The sequence below is a fragment of the Sphingopyxis sp. QXT-31 genome (assembly GCF_001984035.1).
In the GTDB taxonomy this organism is placed as follows: domain Bacteria; phylum Pseudomonadota; class Alphaproteobacteria; order Sphingomonadales; family Sphingomonadaceae; genus Sphingopyxis.
Window position 1 is genome coordinate 3225414 of record NZ_CP019449.1, and the last position, 14909, is coordinate 3240322.

The 14909-nt window shown below is 63.0% G+C and carries 20 protein-coding genes; 8 read left to right on the forward strand and 12 right to left on the reverse strand.

Translation table 11 applies throughout. The features are described from left to right. Window positions 1-123: 123 nt before the first annotated feature. The gene (locus BWQ93_RS15480) at window positions 124-744 is read left to right on the forward strand and encodes a retropepsin-like aspartic protease family protein (protein WP_077031290.1); all 621 of its coding nucleotides are present in this window, start codon (window positions 124-126) and stop codon (window positions 742-744) included. On the opposite strand, the gene BWQ93_RS15485 is transcribed toward BWQ93_RS15480, so the two are convergent. Together BWQ93_RS15485 and BWQ93_RS15490 are read right to left on the reverse strand one after the other, a co-directional pair. Beyond that, on the reverse strand, window positions 741-1175 hold the full coding sequence (locus BWQ93_RS15485; protein WP_077031291.1) for a DUF1810 domain-containing protein: 435 nt from the start codon (window positions 1173-1175) through the stop codon (window positions 741-743). The two genes, BWQ93_RS15480 and BWQ93_RS15485, sit on opposite strands and share 4 nt — an antisense overlap. Continuing rightward, a complete protein-coding gene (locus BWQ93_RS15490; RefSeq protein ID WP_077031292.1) occupies window positions 1172-1789 on the reverse strand; it encodes an SOS response-associated peptidase in 618 nt (205 codons plus the stop codon). The genes BWQ93_RS15485 and BWQ93_RS15490 overlap by 4 nt, the downstream gene beginning before the upstream one ends. 151 nt (window positions 1790-1940) lie before the next feature. Here BWQ93_RS15490 and BWQ93_RS15495 point away from each other — a divergent pair, with 151 nt between their 5' ends. Further along, window positions 1941-2357 carry an SOS response-associated peptidase family protein gene (locus BWQ93_RS15495; protein WP_077031293.1) on the forward strand — a complete coding sequence of 139 codons (417 nt, stop codon included), beginning with the start codon at window positions 1941-1943 and terminating at the stop codon, window positions 2355-2357. 11 nt (window positions 2358-2368) lie between these two features. Beyond that, window positions 2369-2944, forward strand: a complete 576-nt coding sequence (locus BWQ93_RS15500; protein ID WP_335693814.1) for an alpha-ketoglutarate-dependent dioxygenase AlkB — start codon at window positions 2369-2371, stop codon at window positions 2942-2944. Window positions 2945-3003: 59 nt separating this feature from the next. Here the strand turns inward: BWQ93_RS15500 and BWQ93_RS15505 are convergent, their stop codons facing one another. Continuing rightward, window positions 3004-3198 (reverse strand): hypothetical protein, encoded by a 195-nt coding sequence (locus BWQ93_RS15505; RefSeq protein ID WP_156878259.1) that lies wholly within the window; start codon window positions 3196-3198, stop codon window positions 3004-3006. 238 nt (window positions 3199-3436) lie between these two features. Here BWQ93_RS15505 and BWQ93_RS15510 point away from each other — a divergent pair, with 238 nt between their 5' ends. From BWQ93_RS15510 to BWQ93_RS15520, 3 genes are read left to right on the forward strand one after another with little or no spacing between them, the layout of a single operon-like run. Continuing rightward, complete coding sequence (locus tag BWQ93_RS15510) at window positions 3437-3634, forward strand: hypothetical protein (RefSeq protein ID WP_077031296.1); 198 nt, start codon at window positions 3437-3439, stop codon at window positions 3632-3634. Continuing rightward, window positions 3634-4809 carry a nucleoside triphosphate pyrophosphohydrolase family protein gene (locus tag BWQ93_RS15515; protein ID WP_077031297.1) on the forward strand — a complete coding sequence of 392 codons (1176 nt, stop codon included), beginning with the start codon at window positions 3634-3636 and terminating at the stop codon, window positions 4807-4809. Before BWQ93_RS15510 ends, BWQ93_RS15515 begins: the two co-directional genes overlap by 1 nt. Next, window positions 4809-5510 (forward strand): uracil-DNA glycosylase, encoded by a 702-nt coding sequence (locus BWQ93_RS15520; protein ID WP_077032457.1) that lies wholly within the window; start codon window positions 4809-4811, stop codon window positions 5508-5510. Before BWQ93_RS15515 ends, BWQ93_RS15520 begins: the two co-directional genes overlap by 1 nt. Here the strand turns inward: BWQ93_RS15520 and BWQ93_RS15525 are convergent. The 7 genes from BWQ93_RS15525 to BWQ93_RS15555 form a co-directional block, all read right to left on the reverse strand. Further along, window positions 5477-6259 (reverse strand): hypothetical protein, encoded by a 783-nt coding sequence (locus BWQ93_RS15525; protein WP_077031298.1) that lies wholly within the window; start codon window positions 6257-6259, stop codon window positions 5477-5479. The genes BWQ93_RS15520 and BWQ93_RS15525 overlap by 34 nt on opposite strands. Continuing rightward, entirely contained in the window at window positions 6231-6902 is a 672-nt protein-coding gene (locus BWQ93_RS15530; RefSeq protein WP_077031299.1) for a C1 family peptidase, read from the reverse strand. Before BWQ93_RS15530 ends, BWQ93_RS15525 begins: the two co-directional genes overlap by 29 nt. A 5-nt stretch (window positions 6903-6907) precedes the next feature. Next, a complete protein-coding gene (locus tag BWQ93_RS15535) occupies window positions 6908-7918 on the reverse strand; it encodes an ImmA/IrrE family metallo-endopeptidase (RefSeq protein ID WP_077031300.1) in 1011 nt (336 codons plus the stop codon). A 3-nt stretch (window positions 7919-7921) separates the two neighbouring features. Next, the gene (locus BWQ93_RS15540) at window positions 7922-8299 is read right to left on the reverse strand and encodes a helix-turn-helix domain-containing protein (RefSeq protein ID WP_082660387.1); all 378 of its coding nucleotides are present in this window, start codon (window positions 8297-8299) and stop codon (window positions 7922-7924) included. Beyond that, window positions 8296-8634, reverse strand: a complete 339-nt coding sequence (locus BWQ93_RS15545; RefSeq protein WP_077031301.1) for a hypothetical protein — start codon at window positions 8632-8634, stop codon at window positions 8296-8298. The genes BWQ93_RS15540 and BWQ93_RS15545 overlap by 4 nt, the downstream gene beginning before the upstream one ends. Before the next feature lie 327 nt (window positions 8635-8961). Continuing rightward, complete coding sequence (cueR, locus tag BWQ93_RS15550) at window positions 8962-9414, reverse strand: Cu(I)-responsive transcriptional regulator (protein ID WP_077031302.1); 453 nt, start codon at window positions 9412-9414, stop codon at window positions 8962-8964. Then, window positions 9411-11945, reverse strand: a complete 2535-nt coding sequence (locus tag BWQ93_RS15555; RefSeq protein WP_077031303.1) for a heavy metal translocating P-type ATPase — start codon at window positions 11943-11945, stop codon at window positions 9411-9413. The genes cueR and BWQ93_RS15555 overlap by 4 nt, the downstream gene beginning before the upstream one ends. A gap of 148 nt (window positions 11946-12093) precedes the next feature. Between BWQ93_RS15555 and BWQ93_RS15560 the strand changes: the two genes are divergently transcribed. Further along, window positions 12094-12294: a heavy-metal-associated domain-containing protein gene (locus BWQ93_RS15560; protein ID WP_077031304.1), complete on the forward strand. Its 201-nt coding sequence runs from the start codon at window positions 12094-12096 to the stop codon at window positions 12292-12294. Window positions 12295-12410: 116 nt separating this feature from the next. Beyond that, on the forward strand, window positions 12411-12641 hold the full coding sequence (locus BWQ93_RS15565) for an EexN family lipoprotein (protein WP_077031305.1): 231 nt from the start codon (window positions 12411-12413) through the stop codon (window positions 12639-12641). A 101-nt stretch (window positions 12642-12742) separates the two neighbouring features. On the opposite strand, the gene BWQ93_RS15570 is transcribed toward BWQ93_RS15565, so the two are convergent. Both BWQ93_RS15570 and BWQ93_RS15575 read right to left on the reverse strand, forming a co-directional pair. Continuing rightward, window positions 12743-13669 carry a HEPN domain-containing protein gene (locus BWQ93_RS15570; RefSeq protein WP_077031306.1) on the reverse strand — a complete coding sequence of 309 codons (927 nt, stop codon included), beginning with the start codon at window positions 13667-13669 and terminating at the stop codon, window positions 12743-12745. A gap of 63 nt (window positions 13670-13732) precedes the next feature. After that, a complete protein-coding gene (locus BWQ93_RS15575; RefSeq protein ID WP_077031307.1) occupies window positions 13733-14674 on the reverse strand; it encodes a DUF2493 domain-containing protein in 942 nt (313 codons plus the stop codon). Window positions 14675-14909 lie beyond the last annotated feature (235 nt).

Below are 14909 nucleotides of genomic sequence, written 5' to 3' on the forward strand. Positions count from 1 at the left end.
TCGACTCAAATGTTCCCTATATGTTCTACCCTGTCGGAACGGACGTCAAGCGACCTGCGGCGGCCCACTGTGGATCATTCAGTGACGCGACACCTTCGCCGCTATAATCGGGCGGATAAATTCATGCCGATCACCACCGATCTTCCCTGGAACGAACTCGCGATCTACGCCGTCGGCGCCGCGCTGATTCTCGTCATCCTGTTCAAGATTCCCTATGTCGGCCGCGTCCTTCGCGCGCTTTTCTCCTTTGCGCTCCTCGCCTTCGGCATTTTCCTCGTGCTTCAGCAGGCGCCCTTCGATCCCAATCTGTCGCGAATCACCGCTAACCTCGGTCTCGACACGCAGGAGGTCGTCGGCAACGAGGTCCGCATTCCGATGAGCCGCGACGGGCATTTCTGGGCCGAGGTCGAACTCAATGGCACAAAGCGGCGAATGCTGGTCGACAGCGGCGCCACGGTCACCGCGCTGTCCGAGGCGACCGCTGCGGCCGGGGGCGTTAAGGCCGATGCGACGCTCGTGCCTCTGCTCATGAAAACCGCGAACGGCACCGTGCGCGCCGACGCGGGCACCGTCGACCGGCTCCGAATCGGCGGCATCGAGGCGCGAAAGCTGAAAATCGTCATTTCGCCGGGACTCGGCGACACCGACGTCCTCGGCATGAACTTCCTCTCGCAGCTGAAGTCTTGGCGCGTCGAAGGCCGGACATTGATCCTGACCCCCAAAGCTTCGGACCCGGCGGCCTAGCGATCGGCGGCGCGCGCCAATCGCGCCAGCGTCCGCTCGTCGCGGACCCCGCCGAACCAGCGATCGAGCGCCGCCGCGAACAAGGGGCGATCGCTCGCCGCCTCGAACAAGGTGAGCGACGAGCGCAGCTTCACCGCGTCGACCTCGCCGAAGACCGCGACGGGATCGCTCAGCGCGACATCCTGGAGCGCCGCGACGCATTCGGAATAGCGGGCACCGAGGAGCGGGTGCGCGAGATAGGCGCGGGCCTCACCCAGATCGGCGATCGCATAATGCTGCGCCATGGCGCTTCGCCCGAGCCCGGCGAGCTGCGGGAAGATGAACCACATCCAGTGCGAGCGCTTCTGGCCACGGCCGATCTCGCCGAGAGCCCGCGGATAAATCTCCGCCTGCGCCTCGACGAAGCGATCGAGCCCGTCATGGTCGCTCATAAGGCAAGCGCTCCCTGCGCCGGCGGTTTGCCATAGACCTGGCGAACCTCGAGGCTGCCTTCGGGAAGCCATTGCAGAATATCAGCCGCGGGCACGCGCGGATCGAGCCAGTCCGCCCAACGATCGCGCGGCAGCGGAATGATCTGGCGATGATGATAGGGTGCGATATCGGGACCGGCGTCCATCGTGAGCAGGCTGAAGGCTTCGCCGACAAAGGCATCGCGCCAGATCCCCGCCATGCAGAACCAGCGATGATCCTTCATCGTGAAGAGCCACTTATCGAGGCGCTTTTGCGATTTGTCGGTCGGATCGGTGAATTCATAGAAGCCGTCGCAGAGGACGAGGCAGCGCTGCGCGCCAAGATCGCGCCCTTCGGAGCGGATATTGTAGACGGGCTTGCTCCCTTGCCCCGGCCAGCTCCAGCGCCGGTTGACGAGCTCGCCGACCGCATCGCCGTCACTCGCCTTCACGATCGGGGCCATGTCGGTGATTCGCACATCCTCGCGCGCCGGGACGTTCGGCGCGCCCTCGGGCATCTTGATCTTGATCTGGAGGTCGTCGAAATCCTCGGCGATCGAGGCGATGTCGACTTCCAGCCTGTAATCATTGCACATTCGCAGAAGTTCCCTGGCCCTTGCGACTCATCTTCGTTCCCATTATGTTCCACGTATGGGAATAGCGCCAACCCCTTTCGATCCCGATGCCCCGGACGGCGGACGACGTGCGCTCATAAGGCGCAATCCCGAGGATGAAAATGAGGTCGAAATGGTCGAGGCGGTCTGGGGAAGCGATCCGCGTTTCTCGGACGGCGTCAATTTCCGCTTCGTCCGCTCCGAAGGCCGCGTCTTTCCGAAGCGCCGCTGCCTGATCCCGGCGTCTGAGTTCCGCATGGGCACCGGCGACCACAGGTACAGGGTCACGCTCGACAGCGGTAATTTCTTTTATCTTGCCGCCATCTGGGATCCCCCGCTTGCCGACTGGCCGCTCTCCTACCGGATCCTCACCATCCCGGCCGGCGCGGACGTGCTTCCCTACCAGACGCGGCACGGCGTTATCGTCGAGCGGCGCAACGTCATGCACTGGCTCGATGGCACGCAGCCCAACGAGGTGCTGTTCGAAGAGCCGCCGCGCCACACGTTTTTCGTCGAGCCTCTTCGCGCGCAAGCCGATCTGCCACTGTGACAACGCAAAGCTTGGATCGCACCATGCCCGGGTGCCAAGCCGATCTGTTCGGCACGTCGCTTCCTGCCGGTCTTAGCTACTGCAATGACTTCGTCGCTCCCGGTGAGGAGCAAAGTCTGATCGCCCTTGTCGAAGCGGCAAATCTTACCCCGTTCCAGTTCCAACTATGGGAAGGAAAGCGGCTTACCCGCTCGTTCGGCTGGACCTACGATTTCCAGACAGGCCGCTTTGCGCCGGGCGACCCCATTCCCGCGTGGCTCGAACCGCTCCGCGAACGCGCCGCAGACTTTGCCGGTCTCCCAAACACCGCTCTCGAGCAGGCGCTCCTCATCCAATACGGGATCGGTGCCGGGATCGGCTGGCACAAAGATCGCCCGGTCTTCGAGAATGTGATCGGCGTGTCGCTCGGATCGACGGCCACCATGCGCTATCGTCGTAGATGCGCCGACCGGTTCGAGCGCCGCACGGCCGAACTCGCGCCACGCTCGATCTATCATATGCAGGGCGAGATTCGCGACGAGTGGGAACACAGCATTGCGGCGATGCCGACCCCGCGCTGGTCGATCACGTTTCGCAGCCTTCGATGATCCGCACAAGGTAACGGGCTACTCCATCCGACTAACGATCTTTTGGCGCTGCCGTACAATCATCGATCTGTTCGCGAAGCTTTCCGCGCCTTGCGACCCAGGAGAGTTCTTCCTTTCAGGAAAACCGAGATCTTCATCTGACGCCCGCTCGGTAGCAATCGGGTGCGCACCACGACTTCGCCTGCGGCATCAATACCGTGAACCTGAAACACCGACTTCGCGATGTCCAACCCGATCGTCGCAATCTTCTCCATCGTTGCTCTCCTCCAGCTCATCCCGCAGATCATACCGCGGGGAGTTGGAGAGCCGTCCACGTCATCAATTGCGGACCGACGGCTTTCGGGCTGTTGATCCCAAGAAGCCGACACTCGCTCAGTTGCTCAAGCGCCGCGCTGCCTCGGCTCTCCAAACTGTAACGCCCCAAGGGCGGTCTCAACATCTCGATGAAAAGCATTGCTTCCAAATTTCATGAAAATATGATTTTATAGTTTCATGAAATTTGACGAAACGACGGGCGGTGGCGATGACGAGCATCTCCAAATTCAAGTCCCTGCGGCGACCAAACGCGATCTCGGTCAGCGTGCGCTTGATACCCGTGAGCCGCTCCGTATGGTCGTACTGAGGGCGTTGGCAGCCTACGGCGTGACAGTGCCGGAGGGCGCGATCACCGATCGACGGAAACGCAGCTAATGGCCGACGACTTCGAAGCGTTGACCATCGATCAATATGTTCGCGAGGCAGCGCGGACCGATCAACGCAAGGGTCCAGGGACGATCGGCTTTACGATGCTGGGTCTGGTCGGCGAAACCGGCAGCCTACTCGCCGAAGCCAAGAAGAAGCAGCGAGATGCCGCGTCCTATCTGGGCTACGCCGAGGCGGTCGCCGAGGAGATTGGCGATGTGCTCTGGTATCTCGCCGCGGTTGCGCGCCGACATCGGCTAGCGCTGAGCGACATCGCAGCCGCCGCGCTGGTCGCCGACGGCGTCTACCGCGCCGGGGCCAATGCCGCCCTCAGTTTGCACGCGCTGCAACCAGCGCATATGCCGCTCGCCAAGGCACCGATGCCGAAGTTCGAGCATGGGCTGCTGGGACTGGCAGGCGAGGTCGGACTCCTGGCCCGCGACATCGACGGCGCCGGTCAGCCGGGCCACCGCGCAGCCGTGGCCCAGAGTATGGTGGCGATCATGCGCCGTTTGATCCAAGCCGCCACTGATTCCGGCGTTACGCTGGAAGGGGCCGCCATCAAGAATCTCCAGAAGATATTCGACCGCTGGCCCCGCGAACGGCAATATCCTCCAGCGTTCGACGAGAGTAACGATGCCGAGGAACAACTTCCGCGGACGATGGAAGTCGACGTTTATGAGCGCACGGTGCGCGGGCAAGTCTATGTCTACCAGCGCTCGCGCGGCGTATATGTCGGGGATCGGCTGACCGATAACGCCATGGAACCGGACGATTATCGGTTCCACGACGTCTTCCACTATGCCTATGTCGCGGTGCTAGGCTGGTCGCCTGTCATTCGTGCGTTGCTCCGACTCAAGCGAAAGAGCGACCCCAAGCTGGACGACGCCGAGGATGGTGCTCGGGCTATACTGATCGAGGAAGGGGTAACGTCTTGGCTATTCGGACAGGCCCAGCAGCTCAATTTCTTCGAAGGCGTGAAGCCAGGTGGACTTCCGCTGGACATGCTCAAACATGTTCGCCAATTCGTCGCCGGCTACGAGGCTGACCGCTGCCCGCTATGGCTCTGGGAGGAGGCAATTCTCCAAGGCTACGCGGCTTTTCGTTTCCTCCAGAAGAACCGACGGGCGCGAATCGGTATCGATTTCGCCCGCCGCCGCTTGCGTATCAAGGAGTTGCCGTGATGACCCCCAAAAGCTTTGTAACGGCGCTCGCGGCTGCTGACCTGCCCTCGGTCTTCAATCCATGGCGCGATCGATGCTCGATCCATGATCGTCGCGATGCGGCCGCCCGACGCCGGGCCAATCTGGAGGGTGTAATCGCTGCCGCGCTCGACGCGCGCGTGGAGACGATCTGGATCGCCCGCGACCTTGGCTATCGCGGCGGCCGCAGGACCGGCGTGCCGCTCACCGACGAGGTGCATCTGACCCATGCCGCCGCGCTGATGGGCGGCATAGCGCTGGAGCGCGCCACCGAGGGACCGGCGATCGCCGAGCGCACGGCCGCGATCGTCTGGCAGGTGCTGAGCCGGATCGGCCAGCCGGTGATGCTCTGGAACGTGTTTCCCTTCCATCCGCACGAAGCGGACGATCCAATGTCCAATCGCTGCCACACGCGCGCCGAGCGCGAAGCGACTTGGCCCCTGTTGCAGGCGCTGGTGTCGATGCTTCAACCCAAGCGGATCATCGCGATTGGCCGCGACGCCCATCTGGCGCTCGACGGGCTCGACATTCCGACCACCGCTATCCGTCATCCGAGCTATGGCGGTCAGCGCGAGTTTATCGATGGTATGTTCGACCTGTACGGCATCGCCAACACCCCTCGCGCGCCTGAACTTCCGCTCGAACCGCGCTATGCGGCCGCTGCGACCTGCGCATTGGCCTGATCGCAGGCCGCAAGCAGCGCCTTGATGTCGGTCCGGTTCCATTTGTCAGTGTCGATTGTTGCATGAGTGGACAGGATCGTCAGCGGCCCTGGCGCGATCCCCGCTTCGGCGGCGACGAATGCCATCAATCGGCCGAGACCGATCAGATTGCCGAGCAGCTTTTCGATATAATAGTGGTTCCGGTACATCGCGGTCAGCGCCAGCCTCCGGTTGCTGCCGTCGCCGATCGGCTTGAAGCTCGCGAAGCTGAGGCACTGGCCGCCATAGGGTGAATCATCGACGTCGCGCGCGGGATCGAACACGCTAAGTTCGAACTTGTTGAGCGCGCTGATCGATGGATCCTTGAGGCGGCGGATGATGTCCGTCAGCTGGTTGATCGGTTCGCCTTTGAGCTGTGGCAGCTGCATCATCCGCTCGAAATAGTAGCCCGACCACCGATCACCTTTGTTGCGCACCTTCGGCAAGACATTGTCTCGGAAGCGGTCGAAGAAGAGCGGCGATCCGTATCGGTGATAGAGGGCGGCCGGGAAGATCGTGTTGGCAACGGTCTCGATGCGCTTGGCGCCGTGCTTGCTGAAAAATTCGTCGACGGCTGAGACCACCGGATCGGCGAGGCTGGCCCGCGCGAGCGGATTAGCCACGTCGATGACGACATTGAAATCGTGATGGCCTGGCCGGGCATCAACGAGCGCGACGGCTTCACGCCAGGCGGATACGCAATCAGGCTGCGGCGGAATGGGAAGGTACATCGATCTCTTCCGTTAGGATCGCCGTCGCGAACAAGCGCGGCTTCAGGAACTTCTCGGTGAGCCAAGCATGGCCTGCAACGCCCCAGCCGACACCCCAGCTGTTGCGCACCAAAATCGCGCTCTGCCCGTCGGCAAGGCCATGGCCAACCGCGAGGATCGCGTGGCGCAGGCTGGCATCGGGCATCTCGTCATTCGCTGGATCGACCAATCCCTCGCCGGTCGGCTGGAAAAAAGAGGCCGACAAGGTGGACAGCAGAAGCACTGGTCGGTTGGCATCGAGTGAAGCCAGAATCGAAGAGAAATCGAGAGTGGCAGTACCGCCTTTCCGACCGAAGCACGGTCCGGCCATGGCGGGCGGCGCCCACTGATCGCCCGGCACGATGTCGAGATAGGGCCACCCGCTTTCGGCAGGCTGTCCGTCTAGCCGCAGCGCATCAAGCATCGTGGATAGCGTTGCGCCCTGATCGGCTGCGCGGCGGCCGCGGCGCTGGGCATGGAAATAGGCATATTCGCAAGAGAGCGGCGTACCATCGCGCAAAGCGGCGTGTCCATCGCTCGCGGCGAAGGCGAGGCAAGTCGGCCGCGCGCCCTGATCGCGCACCGGCCCGAGCAGGTGCCGAAGATCAGTCTTGATTGCGATCATGCTTGTTAGGCCGCCTCAAGGAGATGACGCCGTTCGGCGCGGGAAAGGCCTTCCTGCTCCGGGCCGGTAAGATCGAAGTCGATCGTAAAGTTGGCATGCGCGGCCGCTGGCTGCCAAGGACGCCGTTCGTTGAGCGACATGCGACCGCGCCCTGCTGCTTCAGCTGCTGCGGTGACACGGCGAACGACCGGCCCACCGATCGCTTCGGCATCGAACGCTTCGCGCTCATCGCGCACCACGGCAAAGCCGCTCGCGATCAGCTGGTCGAGATCCCAAAGATAGCCACCGCCGCTATGCTCCTTGAGACGCAGCACGAACAGATCATTGCGACTGCCGTCGAGGCGCACGCCTTGGTCGTGCTCGGTAAGCAGCCAGACATCGCCTCGATAATTTTCGGGGCGATAATCCTTGAGCAAATCCACCTTAAGGCTCCGGGGCTTGGTGTCGAGAAGCTCGCGCATGATCGTATCTGAGATGAGATCGTAGCGGACCAATGTACGGCAGGTCGCCTCGTAGCTGGCGCCGATGCGCAGCGAGAGCTGATAAGCGACATTTGGTCGGCGGAGGTCGGCGACGGTCCAGCCCTGCCGTGCGCAATGCTGGGCGATGAGCCATTTGGGCATCATGAAGGCGATCGCGAACGCATCCGCCTCGGTTTCCTGGAACTGGTTCCCAGGTTCCGGGCTCATCGGCATTCGGCGCAGAATGCTCTCGTCGTCGAGGCTCGGTTCGTGCCGCATCGAGAAATGTCCCAGCTCATGCGCGGCAGTAAAACGCTGAATACTCATCGGCCGTTCGGTCGTCACCAGCACGCCGGGTGCCGGTTCACTGAGATAGGCTCCGAGCAGGCCCTTGAGCGGGCGCAACAGCAGCGGCAGGTCGAGCGCATGGATCGCGCCAAACACATCCACGTTGCCGCCATGTTGTTCGATCAGAGCTTGGGTGCCTAGCTGGCGATGAAGGCGGCCCGCCGCCATCACGCCTGCCCGGACAGCGCTGGTATAGTCGCGCGCCACGGCTCAGGCCGCCTTGCCCGACGATCGCGCCCTCAGATATTCGGCAAAGCGGCCAAGTTCGGCGCGATCCTCAATCGACAGGTCGACGACGCGCCGCGCTAGATGGGCGACATCGGCCGGTAAGCTCGCCGACGCCTCGTCCTCGCCGGTGAAATAGGCAACGGACTGTCGATAGAGCTTGGCGAGGCGCGTGAGTTCGATCGCCTCCACACGACGTTGACCGCTCTCGATGTCCGTCAAAGCCGTGCGCGGTATCTTGAGATAGCTAGCCACCTCGTCCTGCTTCAGGCCCAGATATTTCCGCGCTTCGCGCAATCGGTCGCCCAGCCGGCGCCGCTCAGCCTCGTCATCGGCCGACTGCCCCAGCGACAATTGTGTCACGGCTTGACTCCCTTCTTCTTGATCCAGACCTTTTCGATACGGGGCACCAGATGCCCGAGCGCGTCCTCGACCGAGACATAGCCGCCGGTCTGAACGATATTGTCGCGCAACTCGAAGCCGATCACCGCCTCGATCGCACACAGCGTGTCGACTATCGAGAGAGAATCGAGGGGCACCGGCGCATTCCTGGCGCCAGCTTCATCCTGCGGAAGCGAGATGCCTCGCAATTGTGCCTCAGTGCGGGCGACCTCAAGCAATTCGTCGACCAATGCCTTGATGACATCGTTCTTCGGAAAGGCGGTAATCGTCGGAACGGGGGGAGCAATAGTCGCCATTCGAACCTCACACGATTTCTCTACATTGCCCTCTTATAATGTCGGAAATTCCGACATGCAAGCGCCAACGAGTGCCCTACAAAATCTACGGTCGGTTCCGCTGGTTTGGAGGGAGGATACGATATGACCTCGGAAAGAGCTCGCGCGTCAGCAATCAAAGCCGAACTAGCACCGAACATTTGATGTCCGCTTTTCCGGACTTAGCGTTGGAGGAGTAACGACCGACATCAGGCGCAAAGCGGTCTGATTTGCGCCCGAGAAGGGCTAACGGAATTCTAAAGCTGCGTCAGCGCGTCAGTTTCAGCCGACTGGTTTTTGCCGCCGCACCTATTGCCCGCCGGACCTACCGAAGCGTCGGGGTTGGCGCGGTTCAAGATGCGGCGTCGCACCGCCCTCTTCCGCCAACCCTTCGATAATCGGGCAATCGGGCCGGTCGTCGCCGTGGCAGTGATCCGCAAGCGTTTCGAGTGTGCGGACCATAGCCTCGATTTCAGCCACTTTCTTTTTGAGCCGATCGATATGCCCGAGCGCAAATGCCTTGACGTCGGCGCTGGCGCGGCTTCGGTCGGACCAGAGGCCCAGCAGCTCGCCGATCTGCTCCACGGTAAAGCCGAGATCGCGCGCGCGCCGAATGAAGCGCAGGCGGTGCACGTCGGCGTCGTCATAGTCGCGGTAACCCGAGTCCTGACGCGCAGCCTTGGGGATGAGACCCGTCTGTTCGTAATAGCGGATCATCTTTGGAGAGACGCCCGATATTTTCGCGGCGCGGCCGATGTTCATGCCGCCTCTCCTTCTTTTCCCTTGTCGGCAGCGATCACCGGCCGGAAGGTCTTCAACCTGAGTGCGTTGCTTAGCACGAAGACGCTCGACAACGCCATCGCGCCGGCGGCGAACACCGGCGACAGCAACGTACCATTCAGCGGATAGAGCGCCCCCGCGGCGACGGGAATCAGCGCCGCATTATAGCCGAATGCCCAGAAGAGGTTCTGCTGGATGTTGCGGATCGTCGCCTTCGACAGCGCAATTGCGTTGACCACTCCTCGCAGGTCACCCGACATCAGCACGACGTCGGCGGACTCGATCGCGACATCGGTGCCGGTGCCGATCGCCAGGCCGACGTCGGCCTCGGCAAGCGCGGGGGCGTCGTTAATGCCGTCGCCGACGAAAGCCACCTTGCGGCCGCCAGCACGCAGCCGGTTCATCGCATCGACCTTGCCGTCTGGCAGCACTTCGCCGACGACTTCGTCGATCCCGAGCGTGCGCGCGACGGCATCGGCCGTCGCCTGATTGTCGCCGGTGATCATCGCGACCTTGAGCCCGAGGGCGTGCAGCGCGCGGATCGCCTCGGGCGTCGTGTCCTTGACCGGATCGGCGACCGCGATCACCGCGGCGAGCTTGCCGTCAATCGCGGCATAGAGCGGAGACTTGCCCTGCGCGCCGAGTTCGCGGACCTTGGCGGCAAAGGCCGACACATCATGGCCCAGCCTGGTCATGAACCGGTCGGCGCCGACCTGAACCTCACGGCCGCCGACCTTTGCCGATACGCCGTAACCGGGGATGGCTTCGAACGCCGCAGGCGATGGAACGTCAAGCCCCCGCGCGCTCGCGGCCGCCACGATGGCTTCGGCGATCGGATGCTCGGACTGGCTTTCGACGCTGGCGACCAGCGCCAGCACTTCATCGCGCCCGAAGCCCGCGGCCGGTTCAAGGTCGGTCAGTTCGGGGTGACCTTTGGTCAGCGTGCCCGTCTTGTCGAGCGCGATGACGGTCACGTCACGCAGCGTCTGGAGCGCCTCGCCCTTGCGGAACAACACCCCCAGCTCGGCGGCGCGGCCGGTGCCGACCATGATCGAGGTCGGGGTCGCGAGCCCCATCGCGCATGGGCAGGCGATAATCAGCACCGCGACCGCATTCACCAAGGCGAAGGTCAGCGCCGGATCGGGGCCGAAGATGAGCCAGACGAGGAAGGTCAGTCCCGCAATCCCCATCACCGCGGGGACGAACCAGGCGGTGACCTTGTCGACTATTGCCTGGATCGGCAGCTTCGATCCCTGCGCCTGCTCGACCATGCGAATGATCTGCGCCAGCACCGTATCCCCGCCGACTTTGGTCGCACGGAAGGTGAAAGCGCCGGTCTTGTTGATCGTGCCGCCGACGACCGCCGCGCCCGCGGCCTTGGCGACCGGAACCGGCTCGCCGGTGATCATCGACTCGTCGACCCAGGAATTGCCGTCGACGACCTCGCCATCGACCGGCACGCGTTCGCCCGGACGGACCTGGACGATATCGCCGGTCCTGACATCGGCGAGCGCGACTTCCAGCGCCGCACCGTTGCGCACGACGCGCGCGGTCTTCGCCTGAAGCCCGACCAGCCGCTTGATCGCCTCCGACGTCCGCCCCTTCGCCCTGGCCTCGAGATAGCGGCCAAGCAGGATCAGCGCGACGATCACCGCCGCCGCTTCATAATAGACGTTGGCGGTGCCGGACGGCAGGACGCCGGGAGCAAAGGTTGCGACGAGCGAATAGCCCCAAGCGGCGCTCGTCCCCAAGGTGACGAGCGAGTTCATGTCGGGGTTGCCGCGCAGGATCGCCGGGATACCCTTCTGGAAAAAGCGCAGCCCGGGCCCGAAGAGCACCAGTGTGATGAGGACGAACTGGATCAGCCAGCTCGTCTGCATCCCGATCGTACCCATGACGAAATCATGGACAGCGGGAATGAGGTGCGAGCCCATCTCGAGGATGAACACCGGCAGTGCCAACACCGCCGCGAGAAACAGCGAACGGCGCAGGCTGCCCAGTTCCTGCTCGCGCGCCGAAGCTTCCTGATCGGGCGATGCGCTGTCGCCCTCGACCCGGCGCGGTTCATAACCGGCGGCGCTGATCGCGGCCTCCAAATCTTCCAGCGACGCGATGCTGGCGCGATAACGAATGCTGGCCTTTTCGGTCGCCAGATTGACGGTGGCGCTGCTGACGCCCGGCACCTTGGACAGTGCCTTTTCGACATGCCCGACGCACGAGGCGCAGGTCATGCCCGCGACGCCGATTTCCACATCGGCCTCGGGCACCTCGTAGCCGGCGCGCTCGACTGCTTGCACGACAGCGCCGGGATCGGACGCTCCAGCGAATGTCACGTCGGCGCGGTTTGTCGCCAGATTGACGGCGACCCCGGTTACGCCCGGCAGCTTGCCGATCGCCTTTTCGACATGGCCGACGCAGGAGGCGCAGGTCATGCCGGCGACGGCGACGCTCAGACGCTCCGGACCGGTGGTGGGAACATCGCTTTTCTGCCTCAACTCGATAACATCGGACATCACATATTTCTCCGGATCTGCTCGTTCGACCGGGATGTGGGGTTTCCAACGATGGGAAGGTCAAGGGGAAGAAAATGCACTTCGGGGCATTGACCTTGCCACGATGGCAAGCCCCATCTTCGAGCTTCAATCGAAGTTTGGAGGTACAATGACGATCCGTTTCAATATCCCCGGGATGACATGCGGCGGCTGCGCGCGCTCGATCACCAAGGCGATCCAGGGCATCGATACGCAAGCCAAGGTGGAAACCGACATTCCCGAAAGGCGGGTCAGCGTCGAGACCGGCGCGGACAGCGCGTCGCTCATCGCGGCGATCCGCGAAGCCGGCTATGAAGCGCAGGCGGCATAGGAAGGGCGGATTAGGAGACTGATCGACCTGGGGAAATAGAACCAGATCTGGTTCCAGTTCGCCTTTCGTCCAAGGTCTCGGCGGCTATATTCTCCTTCCGATTTTCTGGCTGGAGAATGAATTTGCGACATTCCGCTATCCTGTCACTCGGGTTGATCCTGTCCGCCTGCGGTCAAAGCGAGCCGCGCAGCACCCAGTATTTCGAGGCGAATCTCGATGAGGCGCGAAAGGTCGTCGCCGACTGCCGGGCCGGCTCGACGCGCGGCGATGAATGCACGAACGCCGACGTCGCGGTGCAAACGGTCGAAGGCCGTGAGCGTTTCAAGCGGTTCATGGGCAAGGATTAGCCAAACACGATCGCTGCACCTAACAGTTGGCGATTGCTAGTCGCCGCGATGATCGCCGACGCCTTGCGAAAGGCGGAAAGCACCGCCGACTAGCCCGGCGATCATACCGGGCGGCACTGCTCCTCAAGCTCGGCGATGCGCTCCGAGCAAATCGCATGGACCGCACGCCCCAGTTCCTCGACGCAGCCGCCGAGCCAAAGCAGCTCTTCTTCGGTGATGCGGTAATGCTTCGAATAGCGCGCCTTCACATAGGCTTCCTTCAGCTTCTCGAAGCGGGCGCGATCGGCGCGCGTCTCGCGCGGCCAAGCATTGACCAGCCGCATATCGATGCGTTCGGCCTGTGTGCGGAGGAAACCAAGGTTGTGAACATGCGGGGTGTAAAAGGTGCAGACCAGCAGAACGCAGTGATAGAGGAATTCGGAGCTTTGATGGAGGTCGAACGCTGCGGGCTTCAGGAAGCCTTTCTCTCGACCTACTGCCGATAATTCGAACCGCTGCATGGCGAGCGGAAACCACTCGTCGAAATATTCCTGCGCCATCGCGAGCGCCTGCTCGGGCGTCTTCGGCTTGGGCTTGTGCAATTCCTTGTCGTCATATGCGTAGAGCGCGATGCCGTCCTTCGCGACGTCCATGAAGAAATAGCGCCCATGCGCGAGCCCGTCGTTCACCTCCTGGAGCGTGTGGACGATGAAATTGACCGGCGTGTGCAACGTCTTGTCGATCGCTAGCTCGCGAATGAGCCGGTCCTCGAGCTTCAGCCAGAAATCGACGCGTTCGGTCAGGCGCTTGTCGTTGACGATGATGAGGAGGTCGAAATCCGACCGATAGCCCTTGGCGGTATGCGGCTCGTCGACCCAGCCGCCGCGGGCATAGCTGCCGTAGAGGATCAGCTTTTCGATCCGGCCCTTCTTCTTCCAGCCCATCGTCGCCAGCGCGATCGCATCCTCGAACTCTTCGAAGATGATCGCCTTCACGCGCTCGAGTTCGCGCTGCTTGTTCGGCGGTAGATGATCGAGATCGGTTCGCATGACTATTCTCACCCTGTAAGTCCGCTCGCCCGATGGCAAGCTATGTTGCAGTCAAATTTGCCGTCAAGTTTCGGGCGGCACGCGAAAATCCCAGACGGGGATGCCGAAGGCGCGCGCCTTGTCGACGAGATTGTCCTGGATGCCGGTGCCCGAGAAGACGACCAGCCCGGCGGGCATCGCGTCGATCATCCGGTCGTTGCGCTTGAAGGGCGCGGCCTTCTTGTGGCGGTTCCAGTCGGGCCGGAAAGCGACCTGCGGCACGCGGCGGGTATCGGCCCAGCAGGCGGCGGCGCGCTCGGCCCCGGTGGGCGTTGCGCCATGCATCAGCACCATGTCGGGGTGGCGGGCATGGATACGATCGAGCGCGGCCCAGATATGCTGGTGATCGTTGCAGGCGGGACCACCGCTGAAGGCGACGCGGGTGCCTTCGGGGATCAATACAGCGGCCTTTTCGCGCAGCCGTTTGTCGAGAAAATCACGGCTGTCGATCATCGACGCGGTCAGCGTCTTGTGCTGTGCGCGCGATCCGGTGCGCGGCATCCACGCCTTGCGGACATGAAGGCGGAATTGCTCGGCGGCGCATTCGCGGAAAAATTCCATGGTGTCGCGGCGCTCGATCATCGTGATGCCTTCGGCGATCTTGCGCTCCAGTTCGACCGAGCGGATTTCACTGCCGTCCTGCTCGCGCTGCTGCTCGCGCTGGGCCTGTTCGTTGCGATCGAGGTCGCGTTCGATCCGCTCGCCGGCGCGGTGGAAGATATTGACAATGTTCCAGAGCAAATCCTCGAGATCGGGCTCGATGCGTGTGTCGATAAGACAGCTCGTCATCGCGTCGAAGATGTCGGCGACGGCGCCGCCGGCAAGCCGGTCGTCGGGAAGCGGCCTTCCGTCGGGTTCGTCGTCATAGGGACGATGGCCGTAGAGCTGCATTTCCTGAAGAAGATAAGCGCTGGCGCCGGGTTCATGCGGTTCGCCGCGTTCGGGAAGGTCGGACAGGTCGGTCATGGCGTCTCTCGCATCTGGCGGCCGCGCCTCTCGCGGCCTTCGCGGCGACGCCTCCGCGGCGGCGGGTGCGGGTCCGCACCGCACGGACAGAGTCCGGGCGGCCGAAGCGCAGCGAAGGATGGCGGGCGAAGGCTATTTTGCCTCGCGATGCAAAGGGGCAGAGCCCCGGCGGAAAATAGCCGCACGCCAGGCCATTGCGAGGCCCGCGCGCGCTGCCGCAGTCGCCCTCCAGCGA

Bases quoted from the DNA above. Each gene is read 5' to 3' on its own strand.
- BWQ93_RS15480 (WP_077031290.1), top strand. From the start codon at position 124: ATGCCGATCACCACCGATCTTCCCTGGAACGAACTCGCGATCTACGCC.
- BWQ93_RS15485 (WP_077031291.1), bottom strand. From the start codon at position 1,175: ATGAGCGACCATGACGGGCTCGATCGCTTCGTCGAGGCGCAGGCGGAG.
- BWQ93_RS15490 (WP_077031292.1), bottom strand. From the start codon at position 1,789: ATGTGCAATGATTACAGGCTGGAAGTCGACATCGCCTCGATCGCCGAG.
- BWQ93_RS15495 (WP_077031293.1), top strand. From the start codon at position 1,941: ATGGTCGAGGCGGTCTGGGGAAGCGATCCGCGTTTCTCGGACGGCGTC.
- BWQ93_RS15505 (WP_156878259.1), bottom strand. From the start codon at position 3,198: ATGGAGAAGATTGCGACGATCGGGTTGGACATCGCGAAGTCGGTGTTT.
- BWQ93_RS15510 (WP_077031296.1), top strand. From the start codon at position 3,437: ATGAAATTTGACGAAACGACGGGCGGTGGCGATGACGAGCATCTCCAA.
- BWQ93_RS15515 (WP_077031297.1), top strand. From the start codon at position 3,634: ATGGCCGACGACTTCGAAGCGTTGACCATCGATCAATATGTTCGCGAG.
- BWQ93_RS15520 (WP_077032457.1), top strand. From the start codon at position 4,809: ATGACCCCCAAAAGCTTTGTAACGGCGCTCGCGGCTGCTGACCTGCCC.
- BWQ93_RS15525 (WP_077031298.1), bottom strand. From the start codon at position 6,259: ATGTACCTTCCCATTCCGCCGCAGCCTGATTGCGTATCCGCCTGGCGT.
- BWQ93_RS15530 (WP_077031299.1), bottom strand. From the start codon at position 6,902: ATGATCGCAATCAAGACTGATCTTCGGCACCTGCTCGGGCCGGTGCGC.
- BWQ93_RS15545 (WP_077031301.1), bottom strand. From the start codon at position 8,634: ATGGCGACTATTGCTCCCCCCGTTCCGACGATTACCGCCTTTCCGAAG.
- cueR (WP_077031302.1), bottom strand. From the start codon at position 9,414: ATGAACATCGGCCGCGCCGCGAAAATATCGGGCGTCTCTCCAAAGATG.
- BWQ93_RS15555 (WP_077031303.1), bottom strand. From the start codon at position 11,945: ATGTCCGATGTTATCGAGTTGAGGCAGAAAAGCGATGTTCCCACCACC.
- BWQ93_RS15560 (WP_077031304.1), top strand. From the start codon at position 12,094: ATGACGATCCGTTTCAATATCCCCGGGATGACATGCGGCGGCTGCGCG.
- BWQ93_RS15565 (WP_077031305.1), top strand. From the start codon at position 12,411: ATGAATTTGCGACATTCCGCTATCCTGTCACTCGGGTTGATCCTGTCC.
- BWQ93_RS15570 (WP_077031306.1), bottom strand. From the start codon at position 13,669: ATGCGAACCGATCTCGATCATCTACCGCCGAACAAGCAGCGCGAACTC.
- BWQ93_RS15575 (WP_077031307.1), bottom strand. From the start codon at position 14,674: ATGACCGACCTGTCCGACCTTCCCGAACGCGGCGAACCGCATGAACCC.